This is a genomic window from Lysobacter sp. ISL-50, assembly GCF_018612875.1.
Taxonomy (GTDB): domain Bacteria; phylum Pseudomonadota; class Gammaproteobacteria; order Xanthomonadales; family Xanthomonadaceae; genus Lysobacter.
In genome coordinates this window covers 125286-141842 of the sequence record NZ_JAGGRI010000013.1, presented here as the reverse complement: position 1 = coordinate 141842, position 16557 = coordinate 125286, and the positions used below count along the sequence as shown (strand labels likewise).

At 67.7% G+C, this 16557-nt stretch carries 17 protein-coding genes; 10 read left to right on the top strand and 7 right to left on the bottom strand.

The window, feature by feature from the left end:
• Positions 1–87: 87 nt before the first annotated feature.
• The 3 genes from J7J50_RS08845 to J7J50_RS08835 all read right to left on the bottom strand — a co-directional run bounded on the left by J7J50_RS08845 (position 88) and on the right by J7J50_RS08835 (position 1621).
• Positions 88–693: a mechanosensitive ion channel family protein gene (locus J7J50_RS08845; protein ID WP_215055722.1), complete on the bottom strand. Its 606-nt coding sequence runs from the start codon at positions 691–693 to the stop codon at positions 88–90.
• Between the two features lie 195 nt (positions 694–888).
• Positions 889–1236 (bottom strand): gamma-glutamylcyclotransferase family protein, encoded by a 348-nt coding sequence (locus J7J50_RS08840; RefSeq protein ID WP_215055721.1) that lies wholly within the window; start codon positions 1234–1236, stop codon positions 889–891.
• 55 nt (positions 1237–1291) lie between these two features.
• A complete protein-coding gene (locus J7J50_RS08835; RefSeq protein WP_215055720.1) occupies positions 1292–1621 on the bottom strand; it encodes a hypothetical protein in 330 nt (109 codons plus the stop codon).
• A gap of 244 nt (positions 1622–1865) precedes the next feature.
• Between J7J50_RS08835 and J7J50_RS08830 the strand changes: the two genes are divergently transcribed.
• The 3 genes from J7J50_RS08830 to J7J50_RS08820 all read left to right on the top strand — a co-directional run bounded on the left by J7J50_RS08830 (position 1866) and on the right by J7J50_RS08820 (position 3741).
• Positions 1866–2498 carry a GNAT family N-acetyltransferase gene (locus J7J50_RS08830; protein WP_215055719.1) on the top strand — a complete coding sequence of 211 codons (633 nt, stop codon included), beginning with the start codon at positions 1866–1868 and terminating at the stop codon, positions 2496–2498.
• A gap of 143 nt (positions 2499–2641) precedes the next feature.
• On the top strand, positions 2642–3136 hold the full coding sequence (locus J7J50_RS08825; protein ID WP_251044001.1) for a hypothetical protein: 495 nt from the start codon (positions 2642–2644) through the stop codon (positions 3134–3136).
• Positions 3136–3741: a TetR/AcrR family transcriptional regulator gene (locus J7J50_RS08820; protein ID WP_215055759.1), complete on the top strand. Its 606-nt coding sequence runs from the start codon at positions 3136–3138 to the stop codon at positions 3739–3741. The genes J7J50_RS08825 and J7J50_RS08820 overlap by 1 nt, the downstream gene beginning before the upstream one ends.
• Positions 3742–3785: 44 nt before the next feature.
• On the opposite strand, the gene J7J50_RS08815 is transcribed toward J7J50_RS08820, so the two are convergent.
• Complete coding sequence (locus tag J7J50_RS08815; RefSeq protein WP_215055718.1) at positions 3786–4457, bottom strand: glutathione S-transferase family protein; 672 nt, start codon at positions 4455–4457, stop codon at positions 3786–3788.
• Between the two features lie 326 nt (positions 4458–4783).
• On the opposite strand from J7J50_RS08815, the gene J7J50_RS08810 reads away from it, so the two are divergent.
• Positions 4784–5896 (top strand): ABC transporter substrate-binding protein, encoded by a 1113-nt coding sequence (locus tag J7J50_RS08810; RefSeq protein ID WP_215055717.1) that lies wholly within the window; start codon positions 4784–4786, stop codon positions 5894–5896.
• A gap of 287 nt (positions 5897–6183) precedes the next feature.
• On the top strand, positions 6184–6465 hold the full coding sequence (locus J7J50_RS08805) for a hypothetical protein (protein ID WP_215055716.1): 282 nt from the start codon (positions 6184–6186) through the stop codon (positions 6463–6465).
• 189 nt (positions 6466–6654) lie between these two features.
• On the opposite strand, the gene purD is transcribed toward J7J50_RS08805, so the two are convergent.
• From purD to purH, 3 genes are all read right to left on the bottom strand, one after another.
• Positions 6655–7956, bottom strand: coding sequence for a phosphoribosylamine--glycine ligase (purD, locus tag J7J50_RS08800; RefSeq protein WP_215055715.1), 1302 nt, complete (start codon positions 7954–7956; stop codon positions 6655–6657).
• 82 nt (positions 7957–8038) lie between these two features.
• Positions 8039–8815: a hypothetical protein gene (locus J7J50_RS08795; protein WP_215055714.1), complete on the bottom strand. Its 777-nt coding sequence runs from the start codon at positions 8813–8815 to the stop codon at positions 8039–8041.
• A 46-nt stretch (positions 8816–8861) separates the two neighbouring features.
• Positions 8862–10448, bottom strand: coding sequence for a bifunctional phosphoribosylaminoimidazolecarboxamide formyltransferase/IMP cyclohydrolase (gene purH / locus J7J50_RS08790; RefSeq protein ID WP_215055713.1), 1587 nt, complete (start codon positions 10446–10448; stop codon positions 8862–8864).
• Positions 10449–10854: 406 nt separating this feature from the next.
• Here purH and J7J50_RS08785 point away from each other — a divergent pair, with 406 nt between their 5' ends.
• The 5 genes from J7J50_RS08785 to J7J50_RS08765 are packed head-to-tail and all read left to right on the top strand — an operon-like array spanning position 10855 to position 16522.
• On the top strand, positions 10855–11499 hold the full coding sequence (locus J7J50_RS08785; RefSeq protein WP_215055712.1) for a CDP-alcohol phosphatidyltransferase family protein: 645 nt from the start codon (positions 10855–10857) through the stop codon (positions 11497–11499).
• Between the two features lie 10 nt (positions 11500–11509).
• Positions 11510–13267, top strand: a complete 1758-nt coding sequence (locus tag J7J50_RS08780) for a bifunctional alpha/beta hydrolase/class I SAM-dependent methyltransferase (protein ID WP_215055711.1) — start codon at positions 11510–11512, stop codon at positions 13265–13267.
• Positions 13264–14607, top strand: a complete 1344-nt coding sequence (locus J7J50_RS08775; RefSeq protein WP_215055710.1) for a phosphatase PAP2/dual specificity phosphatase family protein — start codon at positions 13264–13266, stop codon at positions 14605–14607. The genes J7J50_RS08780 and J7J50_RS08775 overlap by 4 nt, the downstream gene beginning before the upstream one ends.
• Complete coding sequence (locus J7J50_RS08770; RefSeq protein WP_215055709.1) at positions 14604–15071, top strand: hypothetical protein; 468 nt, start codon at positions 14604–14606, stop codon at positions 15069–15071. The genes J7J50_RS08775 and J7J50_RS08770 overlap by 4 nt, the downstream gene beginning before the upstream one ends.
• Positions 15068–16522 carry a TIGR04222 domain-containing membrane protein gene (locus J7J50_RS08765; RefSeq protein WP_215055708.1) on the top strand — a complete coding sequence of 485 codons (1455 nt, stop codon included), beginning with the start codon at positions 15068–15070 and terminating at the stop codon, positions 16520–16522. Before J7J50_RS08770 ends, J7J50_RS08765 begins: the two co-directional genes overlap by 4 nt.
• The last annotated feature ends 35 nt before the right edge of the window (positions 16523–16557 follow it).

Below are 16557 nucleotides of genomic sequence, written 5' to 3'. Positions count from 1 at the left end.
CCACGCCAACCCGATCCCTCACGTCCCCGCCTTTGCCGTTCCCCCCTTTGAAAAAGGGGGGGAAGGGGGGATTCGCTCTTGCTCCCCTCACCCAGCCGCCGCATCCCGCCAATCCGCCCCTTCCGCCGCTTTCGCATGCGCGATCCGGCTCCACTCCGGCTCCTGCCGCCAACGCCGCGTGCTGCGCTGGAAGAACTGGCTGTTGGGCACCTGCAGCACCGTGTCGTCGCCATTGGCATGGCTCTCCTGCAAGGTGGTGAAGATGAAGTTGATATCCACCACCCGCCCGCGCAGCCCCGGCTTGTCGCCGCCCTCCAACACCTCGATATAGTCGTACAGCCGGAACGGCCGCGTCGTCAGAATCAACAGCGCGCAGAAAATATTCGACAGCACGCTCCAGGCCGCGAAGAACGCCACCGCGCCCACCGCGACGAACCCGGTCAAGGTCGTCCACACCACCGAACCGGAGATGCCCATCCGATTGAGGAACAGCAACAGCGCGCTGATGTAGATCACCGTGCTCAGCACCCGGCGCACGCCGATGGCGAACGCCGGCGCCAGGTCGTAGCGCGTGGACAGCCGGCGCAGCAGATGCCGCAGCACAGTGGCCAGCAGCCACGCCGCGACGAGGATCGCCAGCGCTTCGCCCAGTTTCGCGGCGATGTAGGCGGCTTGGGCGATGGTGGGGTACATGGTGTGGGTCGCCTCATGGCTGCGGGGTGGCCCGACAGTGTAAGAAGGCGGGAGTTAGGGCGCCGTGCCTGAGAAGCATGGTGCCTGCGCCGACGCCGGAAGGAACCGCAACGCGTCAGGGGTATGGCAAGCGATCGCGGTCCGGCAGTGGATCGTCCACTTACCGGCGAATCGAATCAGGCAATGAGTCGGCGTCTAGCCGCCATCGCGCGGACGGCCGCTCAGCTGGTAAACGTAGGCCTTCACTTCCGCGCCGTCGCGCAGCGTGGCCGAGGTGAGTACGCGTTCGTAGCCCTCGCCCTCGAACTCATCCAGGCGCGGCCAATGCTCGGCCAGCGCGTCCGAGCTGAAAACCAGCCCCTGGACTTCATCGCCGAGCGCATCCAGGACGATGCCCGGATAGCCGGCGGCCGCGCCCCAGCCTTCTGGATGCAGCGTGCCGCGAACGAAGGCCGGCACCCAGGTGCCGGGCACCTGCGCGAGCACATGCGCGTTGGGCTTGCCGGGGGCGAGTGTTCCGTAGACGAAGAGTCGTTGCGTCATGGTCGTGACCTAGAGCCGATGCCTGCGTCCGGCCGCTTGCGCGATGTGGAAACCGTCAGCCGGCGGGTTGGTGCGCGAGCGCGGCCACGGCGATGATCGCGGCGAGAGCCAGCATAACCACCCAGCCGTGGCGTTGATAGAACGGTATCGGATTGCGGCCGATCAGCGCCTCGGCGGCGCGCGGATTCACCACCCAGCCATGCGTGCAATCCGGGCACACCAGCTGATACTGCCTCGACATCACCCAGCCGAACAGATGGTAGAGGTGGCCGTGCTCGTACTTGAGGCGAAGTCCGAAATCCTGGTCCTGCCGGCATTGCTGGCAGTGCTCGCGCTGCGACAGGTCGAAGTCCAGTACCCGCTTGCTGGTGCCCCAAAGAATCATCCGCCGTCTCCCTGGCAATCGATTGCCGTCCAATGCCGGAATTATGCCGGCCGGCGCAGGCCGGGGCGATGGGGGCGCCGATTGGGATATCGTCCATCGGCCCAAGATCGCCGCCGTCTTGTCTCTTGAGACGGGCCGGTGCTGTAGTTGGAAGTCGCGCAGACGTTGCAGCCGAGGGCCAACCTGGCGCGGCACGCGCAGTCGCCCGAGAATGCGCCCCTTTGAGCACCACAGACGATCAGCCATGACCTACGTCGATCCAAACCTCGTTTTCGCCTGGCAAGCCGCGCATTCCATCGCCCGCGGCTCCCCGCCTCCGGTCCACGATCGCGGCGGCTTCCGGGTAGATACCCATTCGGAAAAAGAAGTGAAGCGCTGGGTATTTCCGGAGCTATGCGATGGGTTGCGCGAAATCGCCAATGAGGTCGTGGCGCCACGGCATTACCTGAAGCTGTGCGGCTCCGACGAGGACCTGCGCAGCGCCCTGCCTGCGCGCTGGGAGATTCAGCCCGCGAACTATTTCATGACGGCGGCGACAACCCCCGATACCAAGCCGCTGCCGGATGGCTACAGGATGGAGCTTCATCGCGCCGGCCCTGTCGCCCGGGCTTGCGTCATCGCACCGGACGGCATTGTGGCGGCCAACGGATGCGCGGCGGAAACCGCGGAGGTCTTCATCTACGACCGAATCGAAACCGCGCAGGAACACCGGCGGAAAGGCTTGGGTATCGCGGTGATGGCCGCTCTCGGGACTGCGAGAAACTCTCTCGCAAGCACGCAGCTTCTGGTCGCGACAGAAGACGGCCGCGGCCTTTACGCCAACCTTGGCTGGACGGTGCTCGCACCGTTCGCTGCCGCAACGCTTCCGGACAATTGAATCGATACGCGGACTGACCCTTCAGTCCGGCCAAAGCTCGCTTGCGACTGAGGCGGCAGGGGCCGCCCACGCGCTTACCCGCGCATTTGACTATCTACCTACCAATAGGTAGTCTGCCGCTTCCTCAGGCTGAAACGACTCTCATGGCCATCTCCCCCCTTGGTTGGCTCCACACGCTGGGAAGCCTTCCCGCGATCCCTCTCGCCGCCTACATGCTGGTCAAGCAGGGGCGGATCGCCCCCGAAACCCGGGCCGGACGCGCCTACTTCTGGTTCATGCTGCTGGGTGTGCTCACGGTCTACCCGATCGCGCATCAGCCCATCAGCTCGATCGTCGCGACCGTCACTCTGGCGGTGCTTCTTGTGGGCTACGGGATCTCGCGATGGCGCACGGCGCCGCGCGCGTGGAAGTACATCGAGACCGCATCGCTCAGCCTCAGCGTATTCCTGCTGATGATCCCCACCGTAAGCGAAACCTTGCGCAGGCTGCCGGTGGGCAAGCCGCTGGTGACGGATTTGAAAGACCCGCTTCTGCTCGGTACGCAGGGCGCGCTGTTCCTGGCGCTGATCGTCGGCACCGCCTTGCAGATGCGCGCGTTGTATAAGCACAGACCCATTCGAAGCAAGGCAGGCGGTTGATGTCCCCATCCAGATCCGATCCGCAGGCGCCGTACTCGCCCAAAGCCCTGGAAATCATTCAGCGCACGAATGAGCTGCTGGCGTCGGGCGGCTACAACGGTTTCAGCTATGCGGACATCGCCGAGCTGGTCGAGGTGAGAAAGGCCAGCATCCACCATCACTTCCCCACCAAGGCGGATCTGGTGAAGGCGACGGTCGTGCTCCATCGGGAGGCGACGCGGCGTGGCCTGCAGTCGCTCGATCAAGCGATGCCCGATCCTTTGGAACGGCTCATCGCCTACAGCCGTTTCTGGGCGCAATGCATCGAGCAGTCCAGCCCTCCGATTTGCATTTGCGCGCTGCTGGCGGCGGAACTGCCGGCGGTTCCGGCGGAAGTCGCGGACGAAGTCAAAGGGCATTTCAACGATCTGCACGCCTGGATGACCGCGGTCATGGACGAAGGCGAGTCGGCCGGCAAGATACGATTGACCGACACCGCATCGGCCGAGGCCGCCGTGTTCATGGCGTCGATACACGGCGCCATGCTGGCCGCCCGGGCCGCGGGCAACGCGTCGCTGTTTTGGGACATCGCGAAGCTGTCCACCGATCGGCTGAGGAAGCCGTAGCGGCATCGACGACTCGCGCGATGCCGCGCGCACGGACAGAAGCACTAAGCCGCCGGCGATGATTCCCCGGCCGACTGGGCCTGCTGAAACGCCGCCAACTGCGCTTCGAACGCGCGCTGATAGGCGGGCCGCGCGGTCGCGCGGGCGACATACGCGGCGAGGTTCGCAAACTCGTCCACGATGCCGGAGCTTTGCAGTCGCAGCAGTACCGTCACCATCAGCAGATCGCCGGCGCTGAAATCGCCGTCGAGCCAGTCGGCATCGCCGAGGCGGCGGGAAAGCTCGCCGAGCCGACCGCGCGCGCGCTCATCCAGGATCGCCAGACGCTGCGCATACCACGTCTGCTCGCGATCGAAAAGCCAGGCCGTGGAGCGTTCGACGATCGGGGGCTCCACCGTGTTGAGCGCGGCGAACATCCAGGCGATGGCGCGCATGCGCGCGTTCGCATCGGTCGGCAGCAGGCCCGCGTGGCGTTCGGCGAGATGGAGCACGATCGCGCCGGACTCGAACAGCGCGAGATCGCCTTCCTCGTAAGTCGGAATCTGCCCGAAAGGATGCAGCGCCAGATGCCCGGGCTGCTTCATGTCGCGGAAAGAAAGGAAGCGGACCTCGTAAGCTTGCCCGACCTCTTCGAGCGTCCAGCGAATGCGCATGTCGCGCGCCAGTCCCTTGCCGCGGTCGGGCGAGCGTTCGAATGCGATGATGGTCGGGGTCATTCGGTCTTCTCCAGTTGATTCGAAGTCGTGAGCGCGCCGGGCCGGGCATTTCGGGCCCGCCTGCAGGGGGCAATAGTCAGCCTTTCTTGTTTAGACGAATGGCCGGAACGGAAATCGACAGGAGCCGAAGCGTTATCTGTTTCGCGACCTAGCATCCGCTTCTGGCCGAAAGCCGGCGTCCGGTTCGACGGGCAGGTCTTGTTCGACGCGAAGAAGTTCGACCGTTTCCAACGGCATCCCCGGCCTCGGCTATGGTGGCGAAGCGCGATATACGCGCGGCGGTATTCGTAGCCGCAGCTGTCCACCATTGATCGAGACGCCAACGCATGAATACGTCGCCATCGCCAACCGGAACGCAGCGAACCGATGGCTTGGCCGTCCGGATCGGCGCACTGGTTCCGCTGAGCCGGCCGGGTTGGGTCGAGGCGGGGCGACACTTGCTGGCGGGACTCGAACTGGCCGTTCGCGACATCAACGACGCCGGCGGGATCGTCGGAAGACCTCTCGAACTGATCGTCCGCGACACCGCCGCCGATCCGCAGCGGGCCGCGGCGGCCGTGGACGAACTGGCGGACCTGGGCGTGGCGGCCTTGGCCGGGGAGTATCACAGCGTCGTCGCTCGCGCCGTCGCCGCCAGGGCCGATGCCCTGCGCCTGCCGTTCCTGTGCTCGTCGGCGGTGCTCGACGCGCTGACCGAACAGCCGACGCAATGGGTCGCGCGCCTCGCTCCGGCGCAGTCCCGCGGTTGGCGGATCTACGCCGACTTTCTCCTCAGCGCGGGCCATAGCCGAATCGCCGTGGCCATCGCGCCGAGCGTCTACTGGGCATCGGGCGTCGGCATTCTGCGCGACCGCCTCGCTCCACACGGTGGCAGCGTCATCGAGCTCGACATCAGCGCGCTCACCGCCACGCAGGTGTGCGAGCAAGTCGTCGCCCATGGCGCGACCGCTGCGCTGCTTCTGGTCGGCTACCCGGAACCGGCCGCGTCGATCGTCAAATTGGTTCGCAGCGATCCGCACTTGGCTGCGCTAATGCTGGGCGCCCCGGCCGGACAACCGGAATTCGCCGAATGGGCGAGCCTGCTCGGCGTCGACGGCGCCGCGATCCCGTTCTTGCGCTACCTGCCCGAGCGCCTCGGCCCGCTGGGCGCGCGAGTCGAAGAGGCCTTACGCGAGCGGCTGACCGAAGCGCCGTCCTTCGTCGCTTTCGAGGGTTACGACACGATCACCGTCCTAGCCGATGTACTGCGGTCCCACGGTGCGGACCGGGCGCGCATCGCCGAAGCCTGGCCGCAGGTTGACGTCGAAGGCACCCGCGGGCGGATTCAGTTCGCGCGCACGCCGGGCATCAGCGTCTGGCAATGGGCTTGGGCGCCGATCCAGGTCGTGGATCGGGACCCGGCGGAACCGGAGCGGTTTCGGATACACCACGCCGGCTGAGCGTGGCCGCCGCGGCGTCGTGCCTGCGGTTGTCGTTCTCCGTGAGCCTGATCAAGAAGGCGGGCTACCGGGTGGCGCTGTTGGTCCGTTACGCAAGCGTGCGACAGCCTGAGCGTGCATCGCCGGCTCGCGTCGCGGGCCGGTCCTGAGGTCATTCCTCGCGTTCGAAAATGTCTGCGCCAAGTGAAGATTCCTGCGCGCTGGCCGATCTTCGCCATCGTTCATTTCGCGTCCAGCCAGCTTCCCCTGGCTACTCTGGGCCGTCACCTTGCGAAGAGGAGGTCCGTATGTCCGCCGACACCAAGACGCCGTTGGATCACGTCAACGCGACGCTGAATCAGCTCAAGGAAATGCGCCATTACTCCAAGAACTACGTGAAGCAGTTGACCGCGCAGTGGCTGCTGTTCGATGGGGAACTGTCGAAGTTGAAGCAGGCCGAGCGGATCGAGGAGTTGATGACGCGGCAGGGCGAGTTGTATGACGCCCTCGACGCGGAGATCGCCGAGTTGGAGGAGGTGGCGGTTTCGCTGCAGCCGGTTTCCGATGAGCCGGCCGGGACGGTGCACTAGTCCATCTGGTGCGGCAACGGTTGCGCCGCCCCTGCGGGCAGAAACGATAAGGCCGGGAGAACTGAGTTCTCCCGGCCTTTTTCTTGCGAATAACCGCAGCGGCGACGTCGCTCGCGCAGGCGAAATAAAAAACGGCCGGGAGCGTCGCGCTCTCCCGGCCGTTCTGGTTCTCGAAGCGATCGGCTGCGCTCAGCTCGCCGCGCTTCCCCGCTCGCGCTCGATCGCGCGCCAGCCGATATCGTTGCGATGGAACTCGCCGTCCCAATGGATCTTCGCGAGCGCGGCGTAGGCCTCGCGCTGCGCCTGCGCGACGTCGTCGCCGATCGCGCATACGCACAGCACGCGGCCGCCGGCGGTCAGCGTTTCGCCGTCCGGGCCGAGCTTGGTGCCGGCCTGGAACACTTTCGCGTGCGCGGGCTGCGCTGCGTCCAGCCCGTGGATGACGTCGCCGGCCTTCGGCGTTTCCGGATAATTCGCCGCGGCCATCACCACACCCAGCGAGGGGCGCGGGTCCCACTGCGCTTGGGCGCGGTCGAGCTTGCCGTCGAGCGCGGCTTCGACCAGGTCGAGCAGATCCGAGTCCAGGCGCAACATCACCGGCTGGGTTTCCGGGTCGCCGAAGCGGACGTTGAACTCGATGACTTTCGGCGCGCCGTGCGCGTCGATCATCAGCCCGGCGTAGAGGAATCCGGTGAACGGAACGCCGTCGGCGATCATGCCGTTCACGGTCGGCATCACCACTTCGCGCATGACGCGTTCGTGCACTTGCGGCGTCACCACGGGAGCGGGCGAGTACGCGCCCATGCCGCCGGTGTTGGGGCCGGTGTCGCCGTCGCCGACGCGCTTGTGGTCTTGCGAGGTCGCCATCGGCAGCGCGTTCCGGCCGTCGACCATGGAGATGAAACTGGCTTCTTCGCCGTCGAGGAATTCTTCGATCACCACGCGCGCGCCAGCGGCGCCGAAGGCGTTGCCGGAGAGCATGTCGGTGACGGCGGCTTCGGCCTCGGCCAGCGTCATCGCCACGATCACGCCCTTGCCGGCGGCGAGGCCGTCGGCCTTGACCACGATCGGCGCGCCTTTCTCGCGGATGTAGGCCAGCGCCGCATCGACCTGCGTGTGCACGGCGTAGTACGCGGTGGGAATGCCGTGGCGGGCCAGGAAGTCCTTCGCGTAGGCCTTGCTGCCTTCGAGCTGCGCGGCCGCGGCGGTGGGCCCGAAGATGCGCAGGCCGGCGGCGCGGAAGCGATCGACCACGCCGGCGACCAGGGGCGCTTCCGGGCCGACCACGGTCAGGGCGATGTTTTCCTGGCCGACCAGTTCGAGCAGGCCGTCGATATCGGTGGCGGCGACGGCGACGTTGCGGCATTTGCGCTCGTACGCGGTGCCGGCGTTGCCGGGCGCGACCAGCACTTCCTCGATGCGCGGCGACTGGGCGAGCTTCCAGGCCAGCGCGTGTTCGCGTCCGCCGGAACCGATTACGAGGACTTTCATGCTTGCTCCGAAGAAACGAGGGGAAGGAGGCGCGGAAGGTGGATTTTACGACGGTGGGAGACAGGCGATGGTGCTGCGGCGGTCAGTGAATCGTCGAACCCGGCGCGATCACCCCGTCCTTGCGCATCCGCGCGATCGCCAGATCCGCCAGGCTGTCCCACAACGGCGGCGGCAATTGGTTCTTGCGCAGGTTCCACAGCAGGGCGATCGACTGGAAACGGCCTTCGCGCCAGGTCAGCGTCGCGCGCCAGGACGGTTGCAGGTTCTGCGGGTCCAGCAGCTCGACGCGGTAGTTCTGTTCGCTGACGGTGTGGCCGTCGAATTTCAGATCCTGCAGCGACACGCGCAGCACCGGCGCGTTGGCGTCGCGGATCGCCTGCGCAGTCTGGGTCTGGTATTGCGCGGCGGCATGGCGGTCGGACAGGCGCGTGGTCTGGCCGAAGCGTTCTTCATCGCTGCGCGCGGCCACCTCGCGGGTTTCATAACCCAGTTGTTCGAAGCGCTTGGCCAGTGCGCGCGCGACTTGCACGGTGTAGTCGCGGCGCAGGCCGGCGCCGATTTCCAGCGCGACGTCGGGTTCGACCACCATCACCGTGACCGCGCGGCCGCCGAGGCGGTAATCGCCCAGCGATTCGCTTTCCACCGCTTGCCGGCGCGAGTACTGCCACGCGCCCCACACCGCCATCACCGCGATCAGCACGGCGAGCACGCTGAGTTTGCGGACCAGCGAGCGCATCAGGTTGCGGCCCAGCGACGGCGCCGCGCCGGTCGCGGCGGCCGGATTCACGACCACCGGCGTCGGCCGCGGCTTGGCGCGGCCGTTCTTGCCGGAGGAATCGGATTTGGAAGGATCGGACATACGCGTTGGAAGGCGGGCGCGAAAGCGATTCGCGCCCGCGCGGATCTCAGTGACGGAAGTGGCGCACGCCGGTGAACACCATCGCCAGGCCGTGTTCGTCGGCGGCGGCGATGACCTCGCCGTCGCGCATCGAGCCGCCCGGTTGGATCACCGCCTTGATGCCGGCCGCGGCGGCGGCGTCGATGCCGTCGCGGAACGGGAAGAACGCGTCGGAGGCCATCACCGAACCGGGAACGACCAGGCCGGCTTCCTCGGCCTTGAGCGCGGCGATCTTGGCGCTGACCACGCGGCTCATCTGGCCGGCGCCGATGCCGATGCTGCGATGGTCGCGCGCATAGACGATGGCGTTGGACTTGACGAACTTGGCGATGCGCCAGGCGAACAGCAGATCGCTCAACTGCGCATCGGTGGGCGCGAGCTTGCTGACCACCTTGAGCTCATCGCGGCGCACTTCACGCAGATCGCTGCTCTGCACCAGCAGGCCCGAGCCGATGCGCTTGAAATCCAGGGCGTTGCGGCCCTCGCCGTGGGGGATGCGCAGCACGCGCACATTGGCTTTCTTCTTCGCGTACTCGACTGCGGCGTCGTCGAAGTCCGGCGCGATCAGCACTTCGACGAACTGGCGGTCAAGGATGACTTTCGCCGTGGCCGCGTCGAGCTTGGTATTGAACGCGATGATGCCGCCGAAGGCCGAGGTCGGGTCGGTGGCGTAAGCCAGTTCGTAGGCATCGCCGCAGGCCACGCCTTGCGCGACGCCGCAGGGGTTGGCGTGCTTGACGATCACGCAGGCCGGGTGCTCGAACTGGCGCACGCAGTCCCAGGCGGCATCGGCGTCGGCGAGGTTGTTGTAGCTCAGTTCCTTGCCCTGCAGCTGGACGAAGGTGGCCAGGCTGCCCGGCAGCGGCTGCAGGTCGCGGTAGAACGCGCCCTGCTGGTGCGGGTTTTCGCCGTAGCGCAGGTCCATGACCTTGACGAAGCTGGCGTTGTGCTGGGCCGGGAAGGCTTGCGCGCTGCCGTCTTCGGCGATCGCCGACAGATGGTTGCTGATCGCCGCGTCGTACTGGGCGACGCGGTTGAACGCGGCCACCGACAGGGCGAAGCGGGTCTTGGCGCTGAGCGCGCCGGCGTTGGCCTGCAGCTCGGCGATCAGGCCGGCGTACTGCGCCGGGTCGGTCGCGACCGCGACGCGGGCGAAGTTCTTCGCCGCCGAGCGCAGCATCGCCGGGCCGCCGATGTCGATGTTCTCGATGATGTCTTCGAAGCTGCTGGCCGGGTTGGCCGCGACTTTCTCGAAGGGATACAGATTCAGCACCAGCAGGTCGATCGCGCCGATGCCGTGCTGGGCCATCACCGCGTCGTCGATGCCGGCGCGGCCGAGCAGGCCGCCGTGGACGATGGGATGCAGGGTCTTGACCCGGCCGTCCATCATTTCCGGGAAGCCGGTGACCTCGGATACGTCGCGCACGTTCAGCCCGGCGTCGCGCAAGGCCTTGGCGGTGCCGCCGGTGGACAGCAGTTCCACGCCGTGTGCGGCCAGGGCCTGGGCGAGTTCGAGAAGGCCGGTCTTATCGGACACGGACAGCAGGGCGCGACGGACGTGAACCGGCGTGCCGGTGGAGCGATCGGAGGTCATGCGGGGAGGAGGGCAGCGAAGGGCGCGGGAATTATAGCTGGGCCGTGCTGGTGGGCCGGGGGCGCTCGTGCATGGAAGGGGTTTTTCGGGGGATTGGGGCGTCGGGCGGGTCAAGATCAAAGGCTCAAATCTCCCGCGTCCTGCGGACGCTCGCCCCCTTTTCTAAAGGGGGCAAAAGGCAGAGGCGTCGGTCCCTTCCCGCCCCGCCTTTGCCGTTCCCCCCTTTGAAAAAAGGGGGGCAGGGGGGATTTGCTCTTCCCCAACCCACTACCCAGGCCACCCACGCTGGCCCCAAAGTCGAGCATTCCGATACCGCCCCAACCCGCCGCCCTCGCGCCCACCCTCGCCCCCCAGCCGCTAAGCTGGTCCCCGACCGCCCGAGAGGGTGCGGAGGAACGCACAAGGAATGGCATCGATCTACGCGTTGAAGGGACGCTTCCAGGCGCTGTTGCGGCCGATGGTGGGCGCAATGCACGCGCTGGGCGTCACCGCCAATCAGGTCACCGCCGCCGCGGCGCTGATCTCGCTCGCGCTCGCCGCGCTGGTGTACTGGGGCGCGCCGCGCCAGCCCTGGTTGTTCGCGCTGTTGCCGGCATGGATGTTCGTGCGCATGGCGATGAACGCCATCGACGGCATGCTCGCGCGCGAATTCGGCCAGCAGTCGCGGCTGGGCGCCTACCTCAACGAATTGTGCGACGTCGTCTCCGACAGCGCGCTGTATCTGTCGCTGTTCGCGCTGGCGGGCCTGCATCCGGCGCCGTTGCTGGCGTTCGTGTTGCTGGCGGTGTTGACCGAATACGCCGGCGTGCTCGGCCCGATGATCGGCGCGCCGCGCCGTTACGATGGGCCAATGGGCAAGAGCGATCGCGCCTTCGTGATCGGTCTGCTCGGCTTGCTGCTGGCGTTGGGATGGATCGGCGCGCGCACGACGGAACTTGCGCTGACGCTCGGCAGTCTGATGTGTGCATGGACCGTGGTGCGCCGCGTGCGCGCCGGTTTGCTGCATGATGCCGCGCAGGAAGTCGTGCGCCGACAAGGAGAACAATCATGAGGACGTGGTCATGAGCGAAGCCCAGGAACATTATTTCGCCAGTTTCGACGGGGTCGAACTGTTCTATCGCCACTGGCCGGCGGGCAAGAGCGACGGCGGGCCGCGCAAGGCGCTGGTGTTGCTGCATCGCGGTCACGAGCATTCCGGACGCGTGCAGCATCTGGTCGCCGAACTGGGGCTGGACGGTTTCGACGTGTTCGCCTGGGACGCGCGCGGCAACGGCCGCTCGCCCGGCGAGCGCGGCGACGCGCCGGGTTTCGAAGCGCTGGTGCGCGATCTGGATCGCTTCATCGCCCACATCCACGCCCGCCATCAGGTCGCGGTCGAAGACATCGCCCTGATCGCGCAGAGCGTCGGCGCGGTGGTCGCGGCGACCTGGGTGCACGATTACGCGCCGCGCCTGCGCGCGCTGGTGCTGGCCTCGCCGGCGTTCAAGGTCAAGCTGTACGTGCCGCTGGCGCGGCCGGGCCTGAAGCTGATGCAGAAGCTGCGCGGCAACTTCTTCGTCAACAGTTACGTCAAGCCGCAATGGCTGAGCCACGATCCGGAGCGGATCGAAAGCTATCGCACCGACCCGTTGATCGCCCGGCCGATTTCGGTGCGGGTGCTGCTGGGCTTGTACGAAGCCGCCGACCGCATCGTCGCCGACGCGCAGGCGATCACCGTGCCGACCCAGTTGCTGGTGTCCGGCGCGGATTTCGTCGTCCATCGCGGCCCGCAGGACCGGTTTTACGAACGCCTGGGTTCGCGCATCAAGGAACGCCACCTGCTCGCGGATTTCTACCACGACACCCTGGGCGAGAAAGGCCGCGCCGCCGCGGTCAACCGCATCCGTGCGTTCGTGCAGGCGCGTTTCGCCGAGCCGCTGCAGCGCGCCGATCTGCTCGACGCGCATCGGCACGGGCCCAGCTTCGAGGAATCGGAAAAACTGTCGTGGCCGCCGCAGCGCTGGTCGCTGGCCGACCTGCGCTGGCGCTTCGTCCGCGCCAGCCTGCGTTTCGGCGGTAAATTGTCGCAAGGTATCAAGCTGGGGCTGGATACCGGTTTCGATTCGGGCAGCAGCCTGGACTATGTGTACCGCAACGAGGCGCGCGGCAGCGGGCCGCTCGGCCGCATGGTCGATCGCAATTATCTCGAAGCGATCGGCTGGCGCGGCATCCGCGTGCGCCGCACCCATTTGCACGAATTGCTGCGCGAAGCCATGCGCCGCCTGCGCGCGGACGGGATGGCGGTGGACGCGGTGGACATCGCCGCCGGTCACGGCCGTTACGCGCTCGAAGCGCTGGCCGGCGGCGCCGAACGCGCCGACTCGATCCGCTTGCGCGACTACAGCGAGCTCAACGTCGATAAGGGCCGCGCGCTGATCGAGGAGCTCGGCGCCAGCGCGCTCGCCCGCTTCGATCAGGGCGACGCCTTCGATCGCAACGCGCTGGCCGCGCTCGATCCCAAGCCGACCCTGGCGGTGGTGTCGGGCCTGTACGAACTGTTTCCCGACAACGCGCTGGTGCGGCGTTCGCTGGACGGTCTGGCCGCGGCGGTGCCGCCGGGCGGCTTCCTGGTCTACACCGGCCAGCCCTGGCATCCGCAACTGGAGTTCATCGCCCGCGCGCTGACCAGCCATCGCGGCGGCGAGGCCTGGGTGATGCGCCGGCGCAGTCAGCAGGAGATGGATGACCTCGTGCGCGCGGCGGGCTTCGTCAAGATCGACCAGCGCATCGACGCCTGGGGCATCTTCACCGTATCGCTGGCGCAGCGAGTCCAGCCATGACCGTCGCGACCGCGCGCCGCCCGTGGGCGCGGGCGGCGTTGTGGCTGCTGTTGCTGGGGCCGCTGTTCTTCCTCAGCTACGGCTACGCCAACTCGGTCGCGGCCGCGCGCGCGGACTTGCCCAGCATCGTGTTCGGCTGGGAACACGCGATCCCGTTCTGGGCCTGGACCATCGTGCCGTACTGGTCGATCGATCTGTTCTACGGCATTTCCCTGTTCGTGTGCCGCGACAAGCGCGAGCTGGACACGCAGGCGTTTCGCCTGCTGACCGCGCAGGCCATCGCGGTCGGCTGCTTCCTGCTGTTTCCGCTGCATTTCACCTTCACCCGTCCGGACACCGGCGGCGTGTTCGGCTGGCTGTTCGACGTGCTGCTGGGCTTCGACAAGCCGTTCAACCAGGCGCCGTCGCTGCATATCGTGTTGCTGATCGTGCTGTGGGTGCGGTTCGCCCAACATCTGAGCGGCGTCTGGCGCTGGCTGTTGCATGGGTGGTTCGCGCTGATCGGCGTGTCGGTGCTGACCACGTATCAGCATCACTTCATCGACCTGCCTACCGGCGTGCTCGCCGGCTGGCTGTGTGTGTGGCTGTGGCCCGAGCGCATGGCCGCGCCGTGGCGCGACGCGGCGCTGGCGCGCGATCCGCAGCGCTGGAAATTGGCGGCGATCTATCTGGCCGGCGCGGCGCTGTGCGCGTGGGTCGCGATCAATCTCGATGGCTGGGCGCTGTGGTTGCTTTGGCCGGCGGCGTCGCTGCTTTTGGTCGCGGCCGATTACGCCGTGTTCGGCGCGAACGGCTTCCAAAAGCGCGACGACGGCCGCCTGAGCCACGCCGCGCGCTGGCTGTACGCGCCGTATCTGCTCGGCGCCTGGGCCAACTCGCGCTGGTGGACGCGGCGCGCGCCGCAGCCGGTGTGGGTCATCGACGAACTGTGGCTGGGCCGGGTGCCGGCGCGCGGGCAGCGCGATGGGTATGCGCGCGTGGTCGATGTCAGCGCGGAGCTGCCGCTGCGGCCGTGGCGCGAGGGCGATGTGGTGCGGCCGATGCTCGATCTGGTCGCGCCGACGCCGCGGCAACTGCGCCGGGTCGCGGCCGATATCGAATCCGCGCGCGGCCGCGGTGAAATTCTGGTGTGCTGCGCCCTGGGCTATTCGCGCAGCGCCGCAGCGGTCGCGGCTTGGCTGCTGCGCAGCGGACGCGCGGCGACGGTCGATGAGGCGATCGCGATCCTGCGCCGGGCGCGTCCGGCGATCGTGCTGCGCGAGCGCCATCGGCGCGCGCTGGGCCTGATGATGCGCGAGGCGGCGCCGCCGCCGGCCGCGCTCGGAGAACAGACGGCATGAGCGCGGACCGACCCAACGACGCGGCCGACGTCGCGCCTATCTCCGCCTTCGAACTGCGGGCGATGGCGGCGCTGCTCGCGCAAGGGCGCTGGTTGTGCGCGGCGTCCTTGCTGCTCTGGCTGGCGGCACTGCTGGGATTGATCCTGGGCGCGGCAACGCCGCCGTGGGTGCCGATCGCCTGGCCGCTGAGCCTGTTGGCGGGGCTGGCGCAGCTGTACTACGCGATCCGCGTGGATTTCGACGCGCGCCTGCTGCAAGCGCTGGCCGAATCCGGCGACGACGCACACGCCGCCCGCCGCCTGGACGCCGCGCTGCTCGGCTTGGGCTTACTCAAGCCCGGCCATGAAGGCCGCGATTGGCCGCGGCGCTGGCGTGGCGCGCGCGGCCTGCTGTTGCGGCAGGCGCTGGTTTTGATCGTACAGTTCGCGGCACTGATCGCACCCTTTGGACGAGTGTGGCTATGAATCCGACCGACGCTGCGCAATGGACCGAGGAGGATCGCGCCCTGTGGCAGCGGCTGCGCGACTACCGTTTCGGCGGCGAACATCCGCAGGCCTATGTGGACCGCATCGCCCACGCCATCCAGTCTTCGCGCGAAACCGCCGAGGCGGCGCTGGAGGAGTACCGCCGCTTCTGTTTCCTGGCCGTCGTTGCGACGCACCCGGTGACGCCGAGCGAGACCATCGACAAGGTCTGGCACGCGCACATGACCGACACGCGCGACTACTGGCTGCGGTTCTGCCCGCAGGTGCTCAAGCGCGATCTGCACCACACCCCGTCGTTGGGCGGGCAGGTCGAGGATTCGCGCCATCAGCAGCAATACCGCGACACGCTGGACAGCTACCGCAGCTACTTCGACGAGCCGCCGGCCGCATTGTGGCCGCCGGCGCGGGTCGAGCCGCCGCCGCGCAAGCCGACGGCGCGCGATGAGGCGCGGCTGCGCCTGCTGACGCCGTGGGCGTCGGCGCCGGGCGGGATCGGCATCGGCGTATGGGTGGCGAGCGCGGCGCTGATCGCGCTGTGGGTGCTGCTCGCCCCGGCGCAGGGAACCTTCAACGTACTGAACTGGCGCGGCGGAGCGTTCCTGGCGTTTTATTTGTTCGCGCTGGTGTGGGGCTTCCTCGCCGGCAGCGCGGTCAAGCGGCTGATGCGCGGGCCGAACACGCGCGACGGCAAGAGTTACGACGACTTCGTCGAACTCGGCTTCCTCGCCGGCGGCGCCGAGCGCGCGGCCGATGTGGCCATCGTCGAGCTGATGGAGCGCGGCGTGCTGACCCTGGACTATCAGGGCACCGCCTACGCCGCCGCGCAGCAGCGCGATGAAGTCTGGCTGCGCATCGACGCCGCCCAGGCCGCGCGACTGACGCCGCCGCTGCGCACCGCCGCCGACGTGGCCGCGCGCGAGCAGACCATGAGCGCGACGCTGAAAGCGCTCGAGCGCGCCTACACGCCGATCGCCGCGCAACTGCGGCGCAAGGGCTGGTGGCTGCCGGCGGCGCGCGAATGGCAGATCCGCCTGATCGGCAGCGCGCCGTTGCTGGCGCTGGCGGCGCTGGGCGTGATGAAACTGATGATCGGGCTGGCGCGCGACAAGCCGGTCGGGTTCTTGTTCATTCTGCTGATCCTGACCGTATTCATGTACCTGGGCCGGCTGCTGCGCGCGCAACCGCGCACGCGCGCCGGCGAGTGGGTGTTGTACGACGCCAGCGAGGAGCTGTCCGGCGCGGAGCCGATGCATCGCGCCGCGTTGATGGGCACGATCGGCCTGATCGGCACCGACTACAGCGAGTACCACACCTTGCGCACGCCGGTATCGAGTTCGTCCAGCAGCGATTCGAACAGCAGCGGCAGCGGTTGCAGCAGCGGCGATGGGGGCGGCGGTGGCTGCGGCGGTTGTGGCGGCGGTGGCGATTGAACGCGGCGCGGGTGAAGGCAGCACGATTGAGTGGA